Source organism: Paenarthrobacter sp. E2MeOHC11 (assembly GCF_058744955.1).
Map to the genome: position 1 here is coordinate 4,686,288 of NZ_CP196673.1, position 17,738 is coordinate 4,704,025.

Annotated in this window: 15 protein-coding genes; 10 read left to right on the forward strand and 5 right to left on the reverse strand. The window is 63.0% G+C overall.

Annotated elements, in window-relative coordinates; translation table 11 throughout:
- Nucleotides 1-90 precede the first annotated feature (90 nt).
- On the forward strand, nt 91-2,109 hold the full coding sequence (locus ACSSVG_RS21695; protein WP_492416254.1) for an HNH endonuclease signature motif containing protein: 2,019 nt from the start codon (nt 91-93) through the stop codon (nt 2,107-2,109).
- 116 nt (nt 2,110-2,225) lie between these two features.
- Here the strand turns inward: ACSSVG_RS21695 and ACSSVG_RS21700 are convergent, their stop codons facing one another.
- Nucleotides 2,226-3,479 (reverse strand): RNA polymerase sigma factor, encoded by a 1,254-nt coding sequence (locus tag ACSSVG_RS21700; RefSeq protein ID WP_492416256.1) that lies wholly within the window; start codon nt 3,477-3,479, stop codon nt 2,226-2,228.
- Nucleotides 3,480-3,515: 36 nt separating this feature from the next.
- Complete coding sequence (locus tag ACSSVG_RS21705; protein ID WP_159698432.1) at nt 3,516-3,935, reverse strand: YciI family protein; 420 nt, start codon at nt 3,933-3,935, stop codon at nt 3,516-3,518.
- A gap of 189 nt (nt 3,936-4,124) precedes the next feature.
- Between ACSSVG_RS21705 and ACSSVG_RS21710 the strand changes: the two genes are divergently transcribed.
- Complete coding sequence (locus ACSSVG_RS21710) at nt 4,125-5,210, forward strand: fatty acid desaturase family protein (RefSeq protein ID WP_492416258.1); 1,086 nt, start codon at nt 4,125-4,127, stop codon at nt 5,208-5,210.
- 79 nt (nt 5,211-5,289) lie between these two features.
- Here the strand turns inward: ACSSVG_RS21710 and ACSSVG_RS21715 are convergent, their stop codons facing one another.
- Both ACSSVG_RS21715 and ACSSVG_RS21720 read right to left on the reverse strand, forming a co-directional pair.
- A complete protein-coding gene (locus tag ACSSVG_RS21715; protein WP_231341844.1) occupies nt 5,290-5,847 on the reverse strand; it encodes a Clp protease N-terminal domain-containing protein in 558 nt (185 codons plus the stop codon).
- A 190-nt stretch (nt 5,848-6,037) separates the two neighbouring features.
- Nucleotides 6,038-6,988: a 5'-3' exonuclease gene (locus ACSSVG_RS21720; protein ID WP_374202234.1), complete on the reverse strand. Its 951-nt coding sequence runs from the start codon at nt 6,986-6,988 to the stop codon at nt 6,038-6,040.
- Between the two features lie 179 nt (nt 6,989-7,167).
- Between ACSSVG_RS21720 and ACSSVG_RS21725 the strand changes: the two genes are divergently transcribed.
- The 8 genes from ACSSVG_RS21725 (at nt 7,168) to ACSSVG_RS21760 (ending at nt 17,339) form a co-directional block, all read left to right on the forward strand.
- Entirely contained in the window at nt 7,168-9,078 is a 1,911-nt protein-coding gene (locus ACSSVG_RS21725) for an FAD-binding monooxygenase (protein WP_492416261.1), read from the forward strand.
- A 180-nt stretch (nt 9,079-9,258) separates the two neighbouring features.
- Nucleotides 9,259-10,143: a MurR/RpiR family transcriptional regulator gene (locus tag ACSSVG_RS21730; protein ID WP_492419268.1), complete on the forward strand. Its 885-nt coding sequence runs from the start codon at nt 9,259-9,261 to the stop codon at nt 10,141-10,143.
- 70 nt (nt 10,144-10,213) lie between these two features.
- On the forward strand, nt 10,214-11,137 hold the full coding sequence (locus ACSSVG_RS21735; protein WP_492416263.1) for an NAD(P)-dependent oxidoreductase: 924 nt from the start codon (nt 10,214-10,216) through the stop codon (nt 11,135-11,137).
- Between the two features lie 11 nt (nt 11,138-11,148).
- Nucleotides 11,149-12,696, forward strand: a complete 1,548-nt coding sequence (locus tag ACSSVG_RS21740; RefSeq protein WP_492416265.1) for an aldehyde dehydrogenase family protein — start codon at nt 11,149-11,151, stop codon at nt 12,694-12,696.
- 11 nt (nt 12,697-12,707) lie between these two features.
- Complete coding sequence (locus ACSSVG_RS21745; protein WP_231341850.1) at nt 12,708-13,934, forward strand: amidohydrolase; 1,227 nt, start codon at nt 12,708-12,710, stop codon at nt 13,932-13,934.
- Nucleotides 13,931-15,301: a DUF3100 domain-containing protein gene (locus ACSSVG_RS21750; protein ID WP_231341851.1), complete on the forward strand. Its 1,371-nt coding sequence runs from the start codon at nt 13,931-13,933 to the stop codon at nt 15,299-15,301. The genes ACSSVG_RS21745 and ACSSVG_RS21750 overlap by 4 nt, the downstream gene beginning before the upstream one ends.
- Before the next feature lie 141 nt (nt 15,302-15,442).
- Nucleotides 15,443-16,714 (forward strand): MFS transporter, encoded by a 1,272-nt coding sequence (locus ACSSVG_RS21755; RefSeq protein WP_492419270.1) that lies wholly within the window; start codon nt 15,443-15,445, stop codon nt 16,712-16,714.
- A 364-nt stretch (nt 16,715-17,078) separates the two neighbouring features.
- Nucleotides 17,079-17,339 carry a hypothetical protein gene (locus ACSSVG_RS21760; protein WP_231341852.1) on the forward strand — a complete coding sequence of 87 codons (261 nt, stop codon included), beginning with the start codon at nt 17,079-17,081 and terminating at the stop codon, nt 17,337-17,339.
- Between the two features lie 39 nt (nt 17,340-17,378).
- Here ACSSVG_RS21760 and ACSSVG_RS21765 read toward each other — a convergent pair whose 3' ends face one another.
- Entirely contained in the window at nt 17,379-17,735 is a 357-nt protein-coding gene (locus ACSSVG_RS21765; RefSeq protein WP_492416268.1) for a TraR/DksA family transcriptional regulator, read from the reverse strand.
- Nucleotides 17,736-17,738: the final 3 nt, after the last annotated feature.

Consider the following 17,738-nt stretch of genomic DNA (forward strand, 5'->3'; position numbering starts at 1 on the left):
ACCTCCGGGAATCACCGCCGGCAGTCGCCGTGGCAGCACCAAGGGAGGCAGACGGCTATAAATGTCGGAGCCTCGTGACAGGGTTCAGTTATGGGAATTATCGGGCAGATCGTGGCACGGCGGGCAAGTTCACCCCGCGCCAGTGGGCTGCCGCGTCAACGGTCCCTGAGGGCTGAAAGTGGCACCGCGCGTCTCGCGGCTTTCAAAGTCGCGACGGCGGCAGCTCCCGCCCCGGATACCTCCCGGGGCGCTGGACTGCCTGGCGCTGGACTGCCTGGCGCTGGACTGCCTGGCGGTGTGCTGCTTCGGAATGAACCGGTGGCCGGTTCATCGGAGTCCGGAACCGCTGAGTTGATGTCCACGGCGCCACTTGGGTTCCTTGATGGTTCTCCCCCGCGGTTGGGTTCCGCCGAGGTTGCTCCTGGACTCATCACGGCGCTGCTTGAGTGCGCTGCACTTCTGGACTCCGCACGCGTGTCCGCCTCGGATGAGGCTTCCCTGTTGGGGTTTGTTGAGGCTGCTGATTTTGCCGGCAAGGTCGAGGAGATTTCCCGATCGGTGGAGTACTTACAGATCGTCGCAGCCCACGCGGTGGAACGGGCCCGGCTTGAGGCACAAAACTCCCGGCCGGGGTCCTCGGCAGCAGCGCCGGAATGGCGGACCGGCTGGACGGAAACACCCGAAGAGCCAACGAGTGGCACGGGCGCAACGGTTCCGGAGGCAACAGTTCCAGCTGGTGAAGCACGTTCCACCAACGCACTGTCCGTGGATGGGGCCGGGTCCAAGGCCAGTGTTGTGGATGAAGGGTACCGGAACGCGGCAGAGTTCCTGCGGGCCCGGTTGCGGATCGGCATCGGCGAAGCCCGGCGCAGGCTCGCCCTCGCCGCCGAGGTCCTCCCCCGGAAGGGCATGACCGGGCAGGAAATCCCGGCCCGCCGCGAAGTCCTCGCCGAGGCCCTCGGATCGGCTTTGGTGCCGTCCCGGTCCGCGACCATCATCAGCACCGCCCTGGACAAAGTCCGGAACCTCACCGACCAGGACACCATCACCCGGATGGAACACGCCCTGACCACCACCGCCACCGAAACCGACCCGGACTTCGTCACCACAATGACCAAACGCTGGGCCGACAGGATCGACCACGACGGCCCCGAACCCTCCGAAGAAATCCTCCACCAACTCCAAGGCGCGTTCCTCCGCCGCCGACGCCGCCACGGACTCCACCACCTCGAAATCTTCGCCACCGACGAACAAATCGAAACCCTCACCACCACCATGAACGCCGCCACCAACCCACGACTCACCAACAGCACCAGCACCAGAACCAGCACCAGCACCGGGCCTGGCACCACGGACAACACCGATACCGGGCACAGCCCAGACAACGGCACAGGCACCAGCCCGGACCTGGACCGCCGCTCCCGGGCACAGAAACTCCTCGACGGCCTCACCGGCGCCTGCGCCCTCGCCATGACCACCGGGAAACTACCCTCCAACGGCGGACTCCGCCCCCAACTCACCGTCACCATCGACCACCGCGACCTCCTCGAACAACTCACCGGCACCGGCCACCACCAGCCCGGCACCAGGACACAAACCGGCACAGGCACAGGCACCGGCACCGCCACGTTCATAGGGACAGGCACAGCCACCGGCATAGGAACAGGCACCGATCGCTTGAACACAGGCACCGCCACATTCACCGGCCCAATGCACCCGAACACCATCCGCAAAATAGCCTGCGACGCCGACATCATCCCCGTCCTGCTCGGCAGCGACTCCCGCGTCCTGGACATCGGCCGCACCACCCGGATCTTCCCACCCCACATCCGCAAAGCCATCACCGCCCGCGACCAAGGCTGCGCCTTCCCCGACTGCACCATGCCCCCACCCTGGTGCGAAGCCCACCACACCACCTACTGGACCCACGGCGGCACCACCTCAACCAACAACGGCACCCTGCTCTGCAGCCACCACCACCACCTCATCCACAAAGAACAATGGAGGATCGACATGACAACCGGGGTCCCCTGGTTCATCCCCCCACCCCACATCGACCCCCAACAAACACCCCGACGCAACCACCACCACACACCCCACAGAACATAAGGGATCCAGACACAGGCATCCTGCGTGTCGCGGCTGCGCACAGGTGTGTGCCGTGGCAACCAGGGCCGTTGGTGTGACTTCGGCTGGTGCCCCCATCACGTTGTTGGGACCTGAGGCTATTTGCCTGCCAAGTCAGCGATCTTGCGCTCCAGTGCTGTTCGTTCGGCAGCGTTGGAGCACAAGGCCAGTGCCTCCGCCAAGGCCCCTTTTGCTTCCCCGAATCGGCCGAGCCTGGTGAGAAGTTCGCCACGAACGGTCGGGACCAGGTGAGACCCGTGCAGATCCCCGCGGTTCGCCAGGGCATCCACCAACTGCAGCCCGGCTGTTGGCCCTGTAGCCATGGCTACCGCAACGGCGCGATTCAATTCAATAACCGGAGATGGTGCCAAGCGTCCTAGTGCTTCGTACAAGATCACAATCCGTTGCCAGTCCGTGTCCGCTGCGGTTCGAGCCACCGCGTGGCATTCAGCAATCGACGCCTGCAATCCATAGGCGCCGAGACCGCGGCCGGCGCCGACCGCCGTCGAGAGCGCTGCCCTGCCTCGACGAATCGCGGACTGGTCCCAACGGCGTCGGTCCTGGTCTTCCAGAAGGACCGGCTTTCCGGCTGAGTCGAGCCTCGCAGGAAACCGGGCAGCAGTGAGTTCCATGAGCGCAAGCATGCTAAATACCTCGGGTTCCGGTGCCAGTCGAACCAACACACGGGCCAGTCGCCGTGCTTCACTGGCCAATTCCGTCCGCATCCACGAGTCACCGGTGGTGGCAAACGATCCCTCCGTGAAAATCAGATAGACCACCTGCAGCACGGAGCCAAGCCGCTCGGCAATTTCGTCTGCCTCGGGCACGGCAAACGGAATGTGCGCCGCCGCCAGGGTTTTCTTGGCGCGGGTGATGCGGGCTTGGATGGTTGGAACGGGTGCAAGGAACGCTTTGGCAATTTCCTCCGTGCCCATGCCGCCGACCACGCGGAGCGTCAAAGCGATCCTCGATTCCTTGGACAACACCGGATGGCAAGAGATAAACATCAATGCGAGTACGTCGTCGTCAATCGAGTCCGGGTTGAACAGCGTGTCCACGCCCGGTTCCTCCTCGGAGAGGTCGCGGGCAAGCAGGGCGTACTTTTCGTCCCGGGCAGAACGCCGGCGAAAGGAATCGATCGCCCGGCGCCGCCCGGCAGTCAGGAGCCACCCTGCCGGTTCTGCGGGGACGCCGTTGACAGACCACGACACCAGTGCTTCCGCGACCGCTTCCTGGGCGAGGTCTTCGGCAAAAGTGAAATCGCCCGAATAGCGCGCAAGGGCGCCGACGATGCGTGCGGATTCACTACGCCACACCGCTTCGACGGCGGCCCTTGCCTCGTTGCTGCCCACCTCAGGTGCTGCTGACTGCAGTTCCCGAGGCCGGCTTTAGAGTTGGCCCGTCTGCTCGCGCCATGCACGTTCCTTTTGGATCCATTTGTTGTCCTGCGGAAACTCGTCAATGCTAGCGACGCGCCGAATTTCGGTCTTGGTCCCTTCGGTCATGGGTGCCCGCTTGGCCCACTCGATGGCTTCCTGCTTGGACGCGACGTCCAGAATGTAGTAGCCGCCAAAGAGCTCCTTGGTTTCGCCGTAGGGGCCATCCGTGACAACGGGGGTCTCCCCCGTAAAGTCGACCACGACACCCTCTTTTGGATCCTCCAGGCCCTCCGCAGCCAGGAGGACACCGGCGCGGATCAGTTCGTCGTTGAATTGCCCCATGGCGTCAAGGATCTCGTTGAAATCTATGTTCTCGAACTTGGCGTACGAAGCGTCGTCTGCCCTCATGATCAACATGTATTTAGCCATCTGACTCAATCTCCTGTGTAAGTGGAAGGTCGCCCTTCGACCTTCTCATCCATAGGTCGAACGGCGCGAGGGCATATCGACAACGGGTCCAAAACAATTTCCCGGCTCTCGGTCCACGTCATCGGCGTAGTCTGGAGGGACGGCGGGAAACGATTGTGTTGAGTCCGCCTGGAAGTGGTTCGAGGCACCATGGCACCAGAACGTACGTCCGATGAATCTTTGCCGGACCGGGGTGCCACCCGGACCGTCAACAGCTACGTGACACTCCTGAAGTCCGTGCGCAGCGCCGGATTGCTGAAACGCCGCAGGGGTTTCTACATCACTGTTTTTGTGATCCTGATGGCTGCTTGGACCGGGACCTGGAGCGGCTTCCTGTTGCTGCGGGACACCTGGTTCCAGCTGCTCATCGCGGCGGTAATGGGTGTGGTCCTGACCCAGTTCGCGTTCCTGGCCCATGAAGCCGCCCATCGTCAGGTTTTCAAGTCCAAGGGAATGAATGAGTGGTCCGCCCGGCTGGTTGGTACCGGATTGGTGGGCATCAGCTACTCGATGTGGGCACAGAAGCACACCCGTCACCACAACTTCCCCAACGTGATCGACAAGGACCCGGACATCCATACCGGCGCCATCGCTTTTCACCCCCAAGCGGCCAGTACCCGGCGGGGCGTCATGGTGCAGGTCACCCGCCGACAGGGCTGGCTGTTGTTTCCGCTGTTGTTCTTCCTGGGTGTGAGCCTGCACGTTGATTCGTTGAAGTACCTGTTGCACCAACGAAAAGTTGACCACCGCTGGGTGGAGATCCCCGTCCTCTTGCTGCGCTTGCTGGCTGTGCCCATTCTGGTCTTCTCCATGCTTCCGTTAGGCATGGCCTTCGCCTTCCTTGGCGTCCAGCTGGGTGTCTTCGGTTTCTACATGGGCGCGTCCTTCGCCCCGAACCATAAAGGCATGCCCATCCTGCCCACGTCCAGCAGAACGGACTTCCTCAACCGCCAAGTACTCACCGCCCGGAACATCTCCGGAGGATGGTTCATGGACACGCTGATGGGTGGGCTGAACCGCCAGATAGAACACCATCTCTTCCCGGACATGCCTCGTCCCTACCTTCATCGCGCGTCCGGGATGGTCAAGGCATGCTGTGATGAGTTAGGTATTCCCTACACCGAAACCAGCCTCGCAGCGTCCTACGTGATCGTGGTGAGATATCTGGATGACGTCGGCTTGTTCGCCGGAGAACCCTTCGAGTGCCCGGTCGTTGACCAATTCCGTCCCCGGTGACCGCAAGGTGGCACAGGATGGCAAAAGGATCCCCCCGGAGTAACTCCGGGGGGATCCTCACGCCAACGGGGTAGTCAGTTCAGCGGCCGCCTCCACCGATGACCCCGGCCTCGACAGCCTTGGTCACGGCATCAGCCTCAGCTTGTGTGAGCTTGCCGTCTGTGACTGCCTTGTCCAGCCTGGTCTTCAGCGCAGCAGCACGCTCCGCTTGACCTTCGGCACGGATTTCCTCCAACGCCGTGGTGACCTTGGCCTCGTCCACACCCAAGGCTTCGGCCAGCGACTTCGCCAGGGCTGCGTCCTGGGCCGTGCGGTCCGGTTTGGTGCCTTCGGTACCTTCGGCGGGTGGCGTAGCGGGCTTGTTCGCCTCACGGAATGCCTTCAAGGCATCGGTGACCTTGGCCTCGTCCACACCCAACTTGCTGGCCAACTGCGCCGCAATCTGTCCACCGTCGCGTCCGTGGCCATGCCCGCCCGGTTTACCACCGCGGTCTGACGGAGCTGTCGCATCCGCAGAGGAAGTGGCGCTGGGCGATGGCGTGGTGGCCGCAGTTGCCATGCTCGTTGCACCAAGTCCTGCACCCAATGCCAGGGCTCCGGCCGCCACTCCCAACGTAATTCTCTTGGTTTTCGACATGTACCTCTCCTCAATGAGCCGTTGGTACGGCTGGTGTCTGAGGGACGGGCAGTAGTGCCGTCCTCTTAACACGATGAGTGGACAACCCCAGCCCACGCTGTCCTGAACCTGTCATTCCGCTGTGAGAGTGATCCGGAAGCTGTGAGGGACTCTCCCTATGCTCCGGCCGAATCGGCATGGTCCGGCCGAATCAGCGAACCCGGTCCAAAGCGTCCAGCAGCCGCTTGACCGCACCACCCAGGTTCCAGTCCGTAGCCAACTGTTCAAGTTCGGCGCGCGCTGCGCCGGTGACGGGACGCAGCTCAGCTCCCACGTCTTCCAGCGTCGGTACCTTGAGGTCGCGCACAACGTTCACGACGGCGGGCGCCACCTTAAGGTAGTCGGCCGCGGCCGACAGTTTGGCGCGTATGGAAGCGGACAACCCGCCGTCGGGGTCCTCTGCCGCTTCAAGCAAGCCTTCCAGTGAGCCGTGGGTGCCGAGCAAGGAGGCCGCCGTCTTTTCGCCGATCCCGGCAACACCGGGCAGGCCGTCGGAAGCATCGCCGCGCAGGGTGGCGAAATCGGCGTACTGCTGGGGCAGGACCCGGTATTTGCCCACAACGACGACATCGGTGACGAGCTCCAGGTTCTTCATGCCGCGGGCGGTGTAGATAACCCGGACCCCGCGGTCGTCATCAACGAGCTGGAAAAGGTCGCGGTCGCCGGTGACGACATCCGTAGGGATCTGCGCGTGGCTCGCGTAGGTGCCAACGACGTCGTCGGCCTCATGCTCATCGACACCCACGACGGCTATCCCGGCGAGGTGCAGCACGTGCCGGATCATCGGAATTTGGGCCTCCAGCGGGTCCGGGACGACCTCGACGTCGGGACCGTCCGGAACGATCTCCGCTACCCTGTGCGACTTGTAGCCAGGGATCAGATCCACGCGCCATTCCGGCCGCCAATCGTTGTCCCAGCAGGCGACGACATGTGTTGCTTCATAGTCGGTGGTGAGGCGGGCGATCATGTCCATCAATCCCCGGACAGCGTTAACCGGCGTTCCGTCGGGGCGGCGTATCGAATCGGGGATGCCGTAGAAGGCACGGAAGTACAGGGAAGCAGTGTCCAGCAGCATCAGTCGGGGCATACCTGATCCTGACATGCCTGCTGTTCTTTCGGCAGGAATCACACGCAAATTCGCCGGTCAAGCAGGTGTCAGGGACGGTAAAGACTTGATCACCAATGTGAGCGGCATTACGATGATGTGAGCAATAATAGAACACGGAGTTCTATTATCGAACAATCCGTGATTGTCAGCCCACAAAGAAGTGAGGAAAGCCCGTGCAGTTCCACCACCACGGTTACGTATCCGGTGACCCCCGAGTCGAGCCGGCAGCCGGCGTCGGAATCAACCGCCCAACCGAGCTTCCCGACGAAGTGGATGTCCTCATCGTGGGCAGCGGCCCGGCCGGCATGCTGACCGCGGCGCAGCTCTCCCAGTTCCCCGGTGTGACAACACGCATCGTTGAGCGACGCCCCGGCCGGCTAGCCATCGGCCAGGCCGATGGCATCCAGGCCCGCAGCGTCGAGACATTCCAGGCCTTCGGGTTCGCCGAGCGCATTATTGCGGAGGCTTACCGCATCACCGAGATGGCCTTCTGGAAGCCGGACCCGGCCGATCACTCCCGCATCGTCCGCGCCGCCCGCGCCGTGGACGACCCCGCCGGAATCAGCGAGTTTCCGCACTTGATCGTGAACCAGGCGCGGGTATTGGACTATTTCGCCGAATTCATGGCCAACTCCCCCACGCGAATGACGCCGGACTACGGCTACGAGTTCCGCGGCCTTGAGGTCTCAGGCGAAGGCGAATACCCCGTCGCAGTGACACTCGCCCACACCTCCGGCTCCAACGAGGGCCAGGAGCGCGTCATCCGCGCCAAATACGTGGTCGGCGCGGACGGTGCGCGCAGCAAGGTTCGTGAGTCGATCGGCTGCCACCTCGCAGGCGACCAGGCGAACCATGCCTGGGGCGTCATGGACGTCCTCGCCGTGACCGATTTCCCGGATATCCGCACCAAGTGCGCTATCCAGTCCGGATCCGGGGGCAGCATCCTGTTGATCCCCCGCGAAGGCGGGCACCTGTTCCGCATGTATGTGGATCTGGGCGAAGTCGCCGCTGACGATCAGGGAGCAGTGCGGAAGACAACCATCGAGCAGATTATCCAGAAGGCCAACGACATCCTGCGCCCGTACACGTTGGATGTCCGGAACGTCGCCTGGCACAGTGTGTACGAAGTGGGCCACCGCCTCACGGACAGGTTCGACGACGTTCTGCCGGAGGACCGCGGTACGCGCACGCCGAGGGTGTTCATCACCGGCGACGCGTGCCACACCCATAGCGCGAAGGCCGGCCAGGGCATGAACGTGTCCATGCAGGACGGTTTCAATATCGGTTGGAAGCTTGGCCACGTCCTTGAGGGTCGCAGTCCTGAAAGCCTGCTTGACACGTATTCCGCCGAGCGCCAGGTTGTTGCGAAGAACCTCATCGACTTCGACAAGCAGTGGTCTACCCTGATGGCCAAGAAGCCGGAGGAGTTCGAAGACCCGGCGGAGCTGGAGACCTTCTACACCAGTACGGCCGAGTTCCCCGCAGGATTCATGACGCAATATGCGCCCTCCATGCTGGTCGCAGCGCCACAGCACCAGGAGCTCGCCACGGGCTTCCCCGTGGGCAAGCGATTCAAGTCCGCACCGGTCCTGCGGGTCTGCGACACGAACCCCATGCACCTTGGCCATCACGCCAAGGCCGATGGTCGCTGGCGCATCTACGTGTTCGCTGACGCCGCCAAGGCCGGCGCGGCAGGGCCCGTCGCCGACCTTGCCGAGTGGATCGCGAACTCGCCGGACTCGCCGCTGGCCGCGACGCCGTCGGGCGCTGACCGCGACGCCTGGTTCGATGTGAAGGTGATCTACCAGCAGGACCATACGGACGTGGACATCAACGCCGTGCCCGCCGCGTTCAAGCCCACAGTTGGACCGTTCAAGCTCACGTATCTTGAGAAGGTCTTCGGCGCCGATCCGAACGCCGACATCTTCGAACTGCGCGGAATCAGCCGCGACGGAGCAGTCGTGGTGGTCCGCCCCGACCAGTACGTCGCCAACGTGCTACCGCTGCATGCGACGGCGGAACTCGGCTCGTTCTTCGCTCCGGTGCTGGAAACCCACCCGACGGCGGGACTCGTCGAAGCCTGAACATAGGGAAACTGCCGGCGGGCCGCCAAGGTCCGCCGGCAGTTTGCTCGTTAACGGCTGACCACTACCGAAGTTTTACATCCCTGTAACGCAAACCACTAGAAGCAAACAAAATTGCAGAGTATCTTTATTGCAATGCAGTTTGCAGAGTGATGTTCGTTACAAGGAGAACCAGTGAAGATCAGCGAGGACACAGCCAGCGCCGCACCCGCGGCCAGGGAATCCGCGGATCATGCATGGCTTGGGGATGCCCTGCCGGACGTTGCACTGTCCAAGTCGCAGGCACGCGTAGTGGAAGTCATTGCCCGCAATCCACAGCTCTCGTCGTATGCGGACATCGCGGAAATCGCCCAACGGTCGGACGTAAACAACTCCACCGTCGTCCGCACCGCCCAACGACTCGGCTACCGTGGCTGGCCGGACCTGCAGCGCGAACTGCGTTCCCGCTATCTGGTGATGATCTCCACCGAAGACACGTTGATCGAGCACGGTGAGCACCGCAGCCCCCTCCACGACGCGTTGAACCATGACATCGAGAACCTGCGCCTGACGCTCGATTCAAACACCGCAGACGATGTCGAGGCGGCCATCGCCGCCCTTGCCTCAGCCAAGTCCATCACCGCCGTCGGCATTGGCTCTTTTGCCGGCCCGGCGAGCGTCATGGCCCACCTCGGCTCAACCATGGGCTATCCCATCACCTTGGAAAACCGCGGCGGCGTGCACCTCGCGTCCGCTGCGAACACCCTGGGGCCCGGCGACGTCCTGGTGGTGGTCAACATGTGGCGGTCAGTCCAGCAAATCATCGTCACGGCCGAAGCCGCCAAGCAATCGGGCGCCACAGTGGTCGCCATCAGCGACATGCGCCGGGGCCGCCTCGCCGCAGCCGCGGACCACCTGCTGATCGTGGCATCGGAAGGTATCTCGTTCTTCCAGTCAGTCACCGCAGCAAATTCGATGGTCTACGGATTACTGGCCGGAATGGAAGCCGCCCACCCGGAACGCAGCCGTGCTGCCATCCGGCGCACACAGCAGTTGTGGAAAGACCTGGACATCTACCTGGACTGACGTCGTACAGGGCCCACCTATGGACGCCCCCAACAAAAAGAACCCCTCAATGCCCCACCAGGAGTACTTCATGAGCAATATTCGTCGCGTCGCCGTCATTGGCCTCGGGTCCATGGGCGGTGCCATGGCATCGACCTTGCACCGCGCCGGCTGGACCGTCACGGGTTTCGATCCTTCGGAAGCGGCACGGGATGCCGCTGCCCTCACCGGCATCTCCACTACGGCGGAGGCAAAGGACTTGGCAGGAACCCCGTATGCGGTCCTGTCCCTGCCTTCCGCCAGTGTCGTCGAGGCCACAGTTCCCACGCTCCTCGCGGCTCCCGGGACCATCGCCATCATCGACACCACTACCTCTGAGCCGGGCACCAGCAAATCCATGGCAGAACTGGCGTCCACCAGCGGCGCCGCATTCGTGGACGCCCCTGTTTCCGGCGGCCGGGACGGCGCTGCGACCGGCAACCTGAGTGCGTTCGTCGGAGCGACCGAGAGCGCGTTGACGGCGGCCGGGCCCATCCTGAAAGCGTTGACAGGCGGCAAGTATGCACACATCGGCGGCCCGGGAAGCGGCAACGTCGTCAAGCTGCTGAACAACGTCCTGGCCGCAGCGAACCTGGTCTCCGTAGGGGAAGCCCTGGGGGTGGCCAAGGCCTACGGCATCGATCCGGCCGTTGCGGCCGCCAGCATCAGCAATGCCTCCGGCGGCAGCAAGGTCTCGGAGGCCATGTACCCCAACTGGGTCATATCCGGAACGCATGATTCCGGGTTCTCTTTGGGCCTCATGGCCAGGGACGCCGCCCTGGCCATCGACATTGCCCGGCAAGTGGGCCAGCAGCCTGAACTGCTGGCCGCTGCGGCCAGCCAATGGCAGGACGCACTGGCCGTCCTTGGACCGGCGGCGGACTTCACCGAAATTGCCAGAACGGTGGCCCCTTCCGTGACACCGGCCGGAGCCCCGGACAAGTCCCCGTCCGCGTCACCACGCACCCGCAAGTAAAGGACACGAGATTGAGCATCACCACAGCCCCAACAGCATCCTCGGCGGAGACCGCCCGGACAGTCCTGGACTCAGCTTTCCCCCAGGGCCTTGGCGCCTTCATGGACGGAAAGGTAGTCCCGGGCTCCGGGAGCACCATCACCCTGACGTCCGCAGCCACGGGCAGATCCTTCGCCGAATACGCCGATCCCGGCACCGAAGGTGCCAACGCCATCCTTGAAAGCTCCGTCCGCGGCGCTGCGACCTGGGGAAAGTTGAACGGCTTCGAGCGCGCCGCCATCCTCCGCAACGTCAGCAGGGTGGTCGAAGCACACACAGAAGAATTGGCGATCCTGGAATCGTCCACCACAGGCAAGCCCATCCGCGATGCCCGCGTCGAAGCGGCCAAAGTCGCGGAAATGTTCGGCTACTATGCCGGTTGGGCAGACAAATTGACTGGGCAGACCATACCCGTTCCCGGCCCTTGGCATACCTACACCGAACGGGTCCCTTGGGGTGTCGTCGTCGCCATCACGCCCTGGAATGCGCCCCTGTTCACTGCCGGGTGGAACTCAGCTGCACCACTGGCTGCCGGCAATGCGGTGATCATCAAGCCCAGCGAATTCACGCCCGCCACCACGGTCCGGCTGGCTCAGTTGGCCCACGACGCCGGACTCCCGGACGGCGCCTTCAACGTTGCCACCGGGTTGGGCCAGACCGTTGGCGCAACCCTCACCACTGACCGGCGCATTGGCAAGATCAGCTTCATTGGTTCCGTGCCCACCGGCCGCCGTGTGGCGGTGGCTGCTGCCGAGGCCGGTATCCCGGCCCTCCTGGAGCTTGGCGGCAAGAGCGCCAACATCGTCTTCGCCGATGCCGACCTGGAGCGGGCCGCCGATGGCGCCATCTCCGCCATCTTCTCCGGTGCAGGCCAGTCCTGCGTCGCAGGCTCCCGCCTTCTGGTGGAACGAAGCGTCCACGCCAGGTTCATCGAGCTGGTGGCCGACCGCGCTGCCCGGCTCCGTGTCGGAGACCCGCTGGATTCCACTACCGAGGTGGGGCCGATCATTACGGCTCCGCAGTTCGCCACCGTTACCTCGCTGATCGAAACGGGAATGAACGACGGCGGCCGCCGGGTTACCGGCGCGACCCTGCCGGAGGCGCTGAGAAGCTCCGGTCTTGCCGGCGGCCACTGGGTGATGCCAACCCTCTTGGATGGCGTCACCCCTGCCAACCGATTGGAAACCACCGAGGTCTTTGGCCCGGTGGTGGGTGCAGATGCTTTTGATACAGAGGCCGAGGCCATCGCACGAGCGAATAACACCAACTTTGGCCTGGCGGGCGCCGTGTGGACCTCCGACATTTCCCGGGCACACCACATCGCACGCGAGGTAAAGGCCGGGACGTTCTGGATCAACTCGTACAAGACCATCCACGTAGCCGTCCCGTTCGGTGGCTTTGGCGATTCAGGCCACGGCCGCTCCTCAGGCCCTGGCGTTCTGGACGAGTACACACAGACAAAGGCGGTCTGGGTCCCCACCCGGGCAGCCGGATCTCCCTTCCCGTCCCTGTCCTACTAGCAGGAATGATCATGGAAATTACCAACACCACAGCATCTGCCGACCACCTGCGAACGGCCTTGGAAGGCGGCGTCGCCACCTGGAAGCCCAAGGTGCGCGAACTCTCAGAGAGCCTGCACGCCAATCCCGAGATCTCCTTCGAGGAAGTCCAGGCTGCCGAGGCCATCACCTCTTTGCTGGCCGAAGGGGGCTTCGAAGTCACCAAAGGAACGGCAGGCCTCCCCACCGCGTTCACGGCAACCGCCGGAACAGGTGAGCTGGTAGTGGCTTTGTGCGTCGAATATGACGCCCTGCCCTCGGTAGGCCATGCCTGCGGGCACAATCTCATAGCCGGGGCATCCGTGGCGGCAGCGTTGGCCTTGCTCCCCCACGTCGACGAACTCGGCATTACCTTGAAGGCCATTGGCACACCGGCGGAGGAGCATGGCGGCGGCAAGGTATTGATGCTGGAAGGCGGTGCCTTTGACGGCGTTGGCCTTGCACTGATGGTTCATCCGGTTCAGGACGGCGTCACCTACAACCCCGCTGGGACCACCGCCCAGGCCGTGGGCAGGTACGAGGCAGTCTTCACAGGCAAGGCCGCCCACGCTGCGGCCGCGCCGCATATGGGCGTGAACGCCGGGGACGCAGCGGTGCTCAGCCAAGTGGCCATTGGCTTGCTGCGGCAGCAGATCCCTGGCGATCACCGGGTAGCTTGCTATGTGGCTGAGGCCGGACATGTCACCAACATCATTCCCGATCATGCCGTAGTGCCGTTCGAGTGCCGGGCTTTCACGCTCCCCGAGTATGAGGCGTTGCTTGAGCGCGTCAAGCGTTGCTTTGAAGGGGCGGCCCTGGCCACGGGAACCACCCTTGACATCACGGCAGCCGAACCCTTGTACGAACCGCTGATCCAGGACGGGGACCTTGCCGGCCACTGGACGGCAGCCATGGACTCGTTCGGCAAGGACACCTCGCCCGCAGCTGGCATGGGAGGCGGCTCCACCGACATGGGCAACATTTCCCAGGTCATTCCATCCCTGCATCCCTGGCTCAGCATTCCCGGAGCCAATGTCCCCATCCACTCGCACGGCTTCGCGGCCCTTGCGAACACACCCCAGGCGTACGCCGTCATGTTCGAGGCAGCCACAGCGCTGGCGTGGACCGTGGCGGGCGCCGCAACCAATCCCCAGCAGAGAGAACGCTTCGTCCAGGCGGCCTACCGCCCCGAAGCCCCGATCCAGGAAGCAACATCATGAGCACCAACACCGAAACCGCGCGGACGGATAAGGCCGGCACACGGCTTACGCTTCCGATCGCCGCGCTGGCCTTTGTCATCGCCCTTGCGGTTCAGTTCATCGGTCAGGCCAAGATTGATCTGGGCATTGGCGCGATCATCATTTTCCCGATGGTTTGGGGCCTGATCCTCGGATTGCTGGTCTCCATCCAGAAATTCAAGCCGTTGGGCCTGGACCTGCAGCGTGTGGCTGCGGCCCTGGTGGGTGTGGCCGTTTTGCTCCTGGTGGCCAGGCTGGCCTTCAACATCGGCCCGAGCCTGCCCAGCCTCATCAAGGCCGGCCCCGCACTCCTCCTACAGGAAGTGGGCCACTTGCTGGGAACCATCGTCCTGGCACTTCCGCTTGCCGTGCTGTTGCGCATGGGCAAAGCCACTGTGGGAGCCACTTTCTCCCTGGACCGCGAACCTTCGTTCGCCATGGTTTCTGAGAAATACGGTCCTGATTCCGACCAATACCGCGGCGTCCTGGCCATGTACGTCTTTGGAACCTTGTTCGGCGCCATTTTCATCACACTGCTGACCTCGTTGGTGGCCAACTGGAAGATCTTCGATCCACTGGCCTTGGCTATGGGCGCGGGTGTTGGTTCGGGGTCCATGATGGCCGCCTCGGCCGCAAGCATCATCGCCGCGTACCCGGCCGACCAGGAGGCCATCCTCGGCATGGCAGCTGTCTCCAACCTCATCACCACCATTCTGGGTGTGTACGTGGGCATCTATATTGCCCTTCCCGTGGCTGACAAGTTCTACAAGGTGCTGACCCGGAACAAAGAAGCGCAGAAGGTTGCTGCCGGCACGGTGCCCCAGGCCCGGACCGATGCAGAGCTTGCGCAAGACGAGGTCCAGGCCGAAGAGAACCGCCGGTTCCGGGAGGAAGTCGCAAAGTCCTCGGCCGCCATGACATTGCCATTGTGGCTATCCCTGTCCGTCCTGACGGTGTTGGGTGTTGGCACTGCAGCCGTGGCCGCCAAGGGCCTGAGCTTGTCCATCCTGGCAGGCTACGGCATCATGCTGGCTTTGGTACTTGTCAGCCTGTTGCTCGCAAAGATCACCAGGAAGATCTCGGCCATCGTCTTCATCACCACCATTGGCGCCTACATTTCGAGCCCGTGGTTCTTTGGCTCCGGGGTCCTGAATGAAGCCGTCAAAACCGTGGACTTCCTCTCCATTGCGACGGTGATGCTGACCCTTGCCGGTCTTTCGCTCGGCAAGGACATCCCGTTGCTGCGGAACATCGGTTGGAAGATCATTCCCGTCGGCTTGGTGGCCATCACCGCGTCTTTCATCCTCTCGACAGTGATCGCGGAGTTCGCCCTGGGCCTCTGGCACTGATCACTTTCTGAAACTACGGAAAGGCCTGTTTCCCTATCAGGGAAGCAGGCCTTTTCGTGCCCGGCCGCTCTGGCAAAGGACCGGGATCGGGACGAGAATGAGGTGGTGGTCCCTCCTGGCACCGGCGGGGGCGGCGACACCATGAACGACGCCGCCCGAAAGATCCAGCGCGTCTATCTCACCTTGACGCTGGGCAATACCATTGCGGCTTCCTTCATCTGGGGCATCAATACTCTCTTCCTCTTGGATGCCGGGCTGAGCAACCTCGAGGCGTTCGCCGCCAATGCCTTCTTCACCGCCGGAATGGTTCTCTTCGAGGTTCCCACCGGAGTCATCGCCGATGGTTGGGGCCGCAGGGTTTCCTTCCTCCTGGGAACAGTGACGCTGGCCGCCTCGACGTACTTGTATTTTGTACTCTGGCAGATTGCGGCTCCGTTCTGGATGTGGGCCGTCGTGTCGGTGCTGCTGGGCCTCGGGTTCACGTTCTTTTCCGGTGCCGTGGAGGCGTGGCTCGTGGATGCCCTGCGCTTCTCGGGCTACCAAGGCGGACTGGAGCCAGTGCTTGGCCGCGGTCAGATGGTGCAGGGCGTAGCCATGCTGGTGGGCTCTGTGGCTGGTGGCGTCATTGCCCAAGCAACCAATCTTGGCATTCCCTTCCTCCTGCGCGTGGCGGTGCTGCTCGCCATGTTTGCTGTCGCCTTTGGGCTCATGCACGACGTCGGCTTCACTCCTGAGCGTTCGACGCACCCTCTCCGTGCCGTCCGTACCGTGCTGACCGCATCGATCGACAACGGATTGAAAAACCCGCCCGTGCGCTACGTGATGCTTGCCGCCCCCTTCAGCGCCGGCGTCGGAATCTATGTCTTCTATGCGCTGCAGCCATATTTGCTTGATCTCTTCGGCGATCCCAAGGCCTATTCCATCGCGGGTTTGGCCGCAGCAATCGTGGCGGGCTCGCAAATCCTGGGAGGCTGGCTCGCCCCACACGCCCGGCAACTGTTCCACAAGCGCACGTCGGTATTGATCCTTGCAGGGGTGGTGGGCGGCGTGATTCTCCTGGTCCTTGGCGTCACCCACATCTTCTGGGTGGCACTGGTCCTGCTGGCACTCTGGGGCGTCGTGGGTTCTGCAGCCACCCCGGTCCGGCAGGCATATGTCAATGACATGATCCCATCGAAACAGCGGGCCACTGTCCTGAGTTTCGACTCACTGATGGGCTCAAGCGGGGGCGTGGTCATCCAGCCGCTCCTGGGCCGGGGAGCTGATCTCTACGGATATCAAGCATCCTTGGCCATGGCCGGTGTCATCGAGCTCATCGCCGTGCCTTTCCTGCTGGCCAGCCGGAAACAGGGTGCCCCGGCAGACCGGGCCAGCACCGCCGAAATCCGAACGGACACGGAACCATTGGCGTAAGCACGGTCTTCGGTGGCATGGGAGACGGCCAGGCCCTGCATCCCGGTAATCACGGGCAATGGCACACAATTGGTCCTCGTCGATGAGGGTGAGGGTCTTCTTGCCATGCGCCAATCGGCAGTGGGAGGAACCAATGGCCTGGGCTGCGGCGAGGGTCACCAACTCGTAGCGCCGAAGGCCCAATAACGAACTGATGGCCCGGGTCAAGGACTCCCAGATGGTGTGTGCTTGCGGGTTCAGGCTCATGGCTTTGGTGTGGCTGGGAACATAGCCCTGCGTCGAGCGCTTGTAAATGCCCCATGGCGCGAATACGGCTCGAGTACGCAAGACTGGAACCTACCACTACTGAAAGCGCGGTTGGCTCGTGATCTCCCTCCAGCAGGACCCCCAAGGCTTTATCCGGATGAGCAGGCATTTTCCCGCCACCGTTTCCATCACCGTCGTATTTACCGATGGAAACCATGAAGTTTTCACCGGGCGACGACTCAACGAGATGTACGACGAAGCGCTGGCGTCCTACCGTGCGGGGAATAATCTGGATGCGAAAGGATTCAGCCGAGGGCCCAAGAAGAAGGTCCAGCAGGGCATCGAATTTGTGCCTGTCGCACCAGGCATGTCCAGCTGACCGGTTTCATCGCCACGTTATTCGTGTTTCATCGCAAAGCTATTTTGGCTTTCCCGAGGCATGCTCGACGCAGTATGGCGTCCATGGCCGGGCCTCAAGGCGGCCTTCCGGAATAGCTATTGAACAGATTTCGCACAGCCCGTAACTGCCCAAGGCTATCCGCTCCAGAGCCACGTTGATCTGATCCAGGCCAACGCGGCTCTGCTCCATGAGTGCGGACGCCTGCGAGAGTTCGAACGCTATGGTGCTGCCCTCGGGATCGTGTTCGTCATCCACATTGGAGTCCTGCCGGGCAAGGCTTACCGAACTGATGTCGCCTTGCAGGGCCTTCAGCAGTTCGAGTTTTCGATCACGCTCCTCCTCAAGGAGAAGTTGAAACCGCTCGGCATCAACCATGGT

Bases quoted from the DNA above. Each gene is read 5' to 3' on its own strand.
- ACSSVG_RS21695 (WP_492416254.1), top strand. From the start codon at position 91: ATGGGAATTATCGGGCAGATCGTGGCACGGCGGGCAAGTTCACCCCGC.
- ACSSVG_RS21705 (WP_159698432.1), bottom strand. From the start codon at position 3,935: ATGGCTAAATACATGTTGATCATGAGGGCAGACGACGCTTCGTACGCC.
- ACSSVG_RS21710 (WP_492416258.1), top strand. From the start codon at position 4,125: ATGGCACCAGAACGTACGTCCGATGAATCTTTGCCGGACCGGGGTGCC.
- ACSSVG_RS21715 (WP_231341844.1), bottom strand. From the start codon at position 5,847: ATGTCGAAAACCAAGAGAATTACGTTGGGAGTGGCGGCCGGAGCCCTG.
- ACSSVG_RS21720 (WP_374202234.1), bottom strand. From the start codon at position 6,988: ATGTCAGGATCAGGTATGCCCCGACTGATGCTGCTGGACACTGCTTCC.
- ACSSVG_RS21735 (WP_492416263.1), top strand. From the start codon at position 10,214: ATGAGCAATATTCGTCGCGTCGCCGTCATTGGCCTCGGGTCCATGGGC.
- ACSSVG_RS21745 (WP_231341850.1), top strand. From the start codon at position 12,708: ATGGAAATTACCAACACCACAGCATCTGCCGACCACCTGCGAACGGCC.
- ACSSVG_RS21750 (WP_231341851.1), top strand. From the start codon at position 13,931: ATGAGCACCAACACCGAAACCGCGCGGACGGATAAGGCCGGCACACGG.
- ACSSVG_RS21755 (WP_492419270.1), top strand. From the start codon at position 15,443: ATGAACGACGCCGCCCGAAAGATCCAGCGCGTCTATCTCACCTTGACG.
- ACSSVG_RS21765 (WP_492416268.1), bottom strand. From the start codon at position 17,735: ATGGTTGATGCCGAGCGGTTTCAACTTCTCCTTGAGGAGGAGCGTGAT.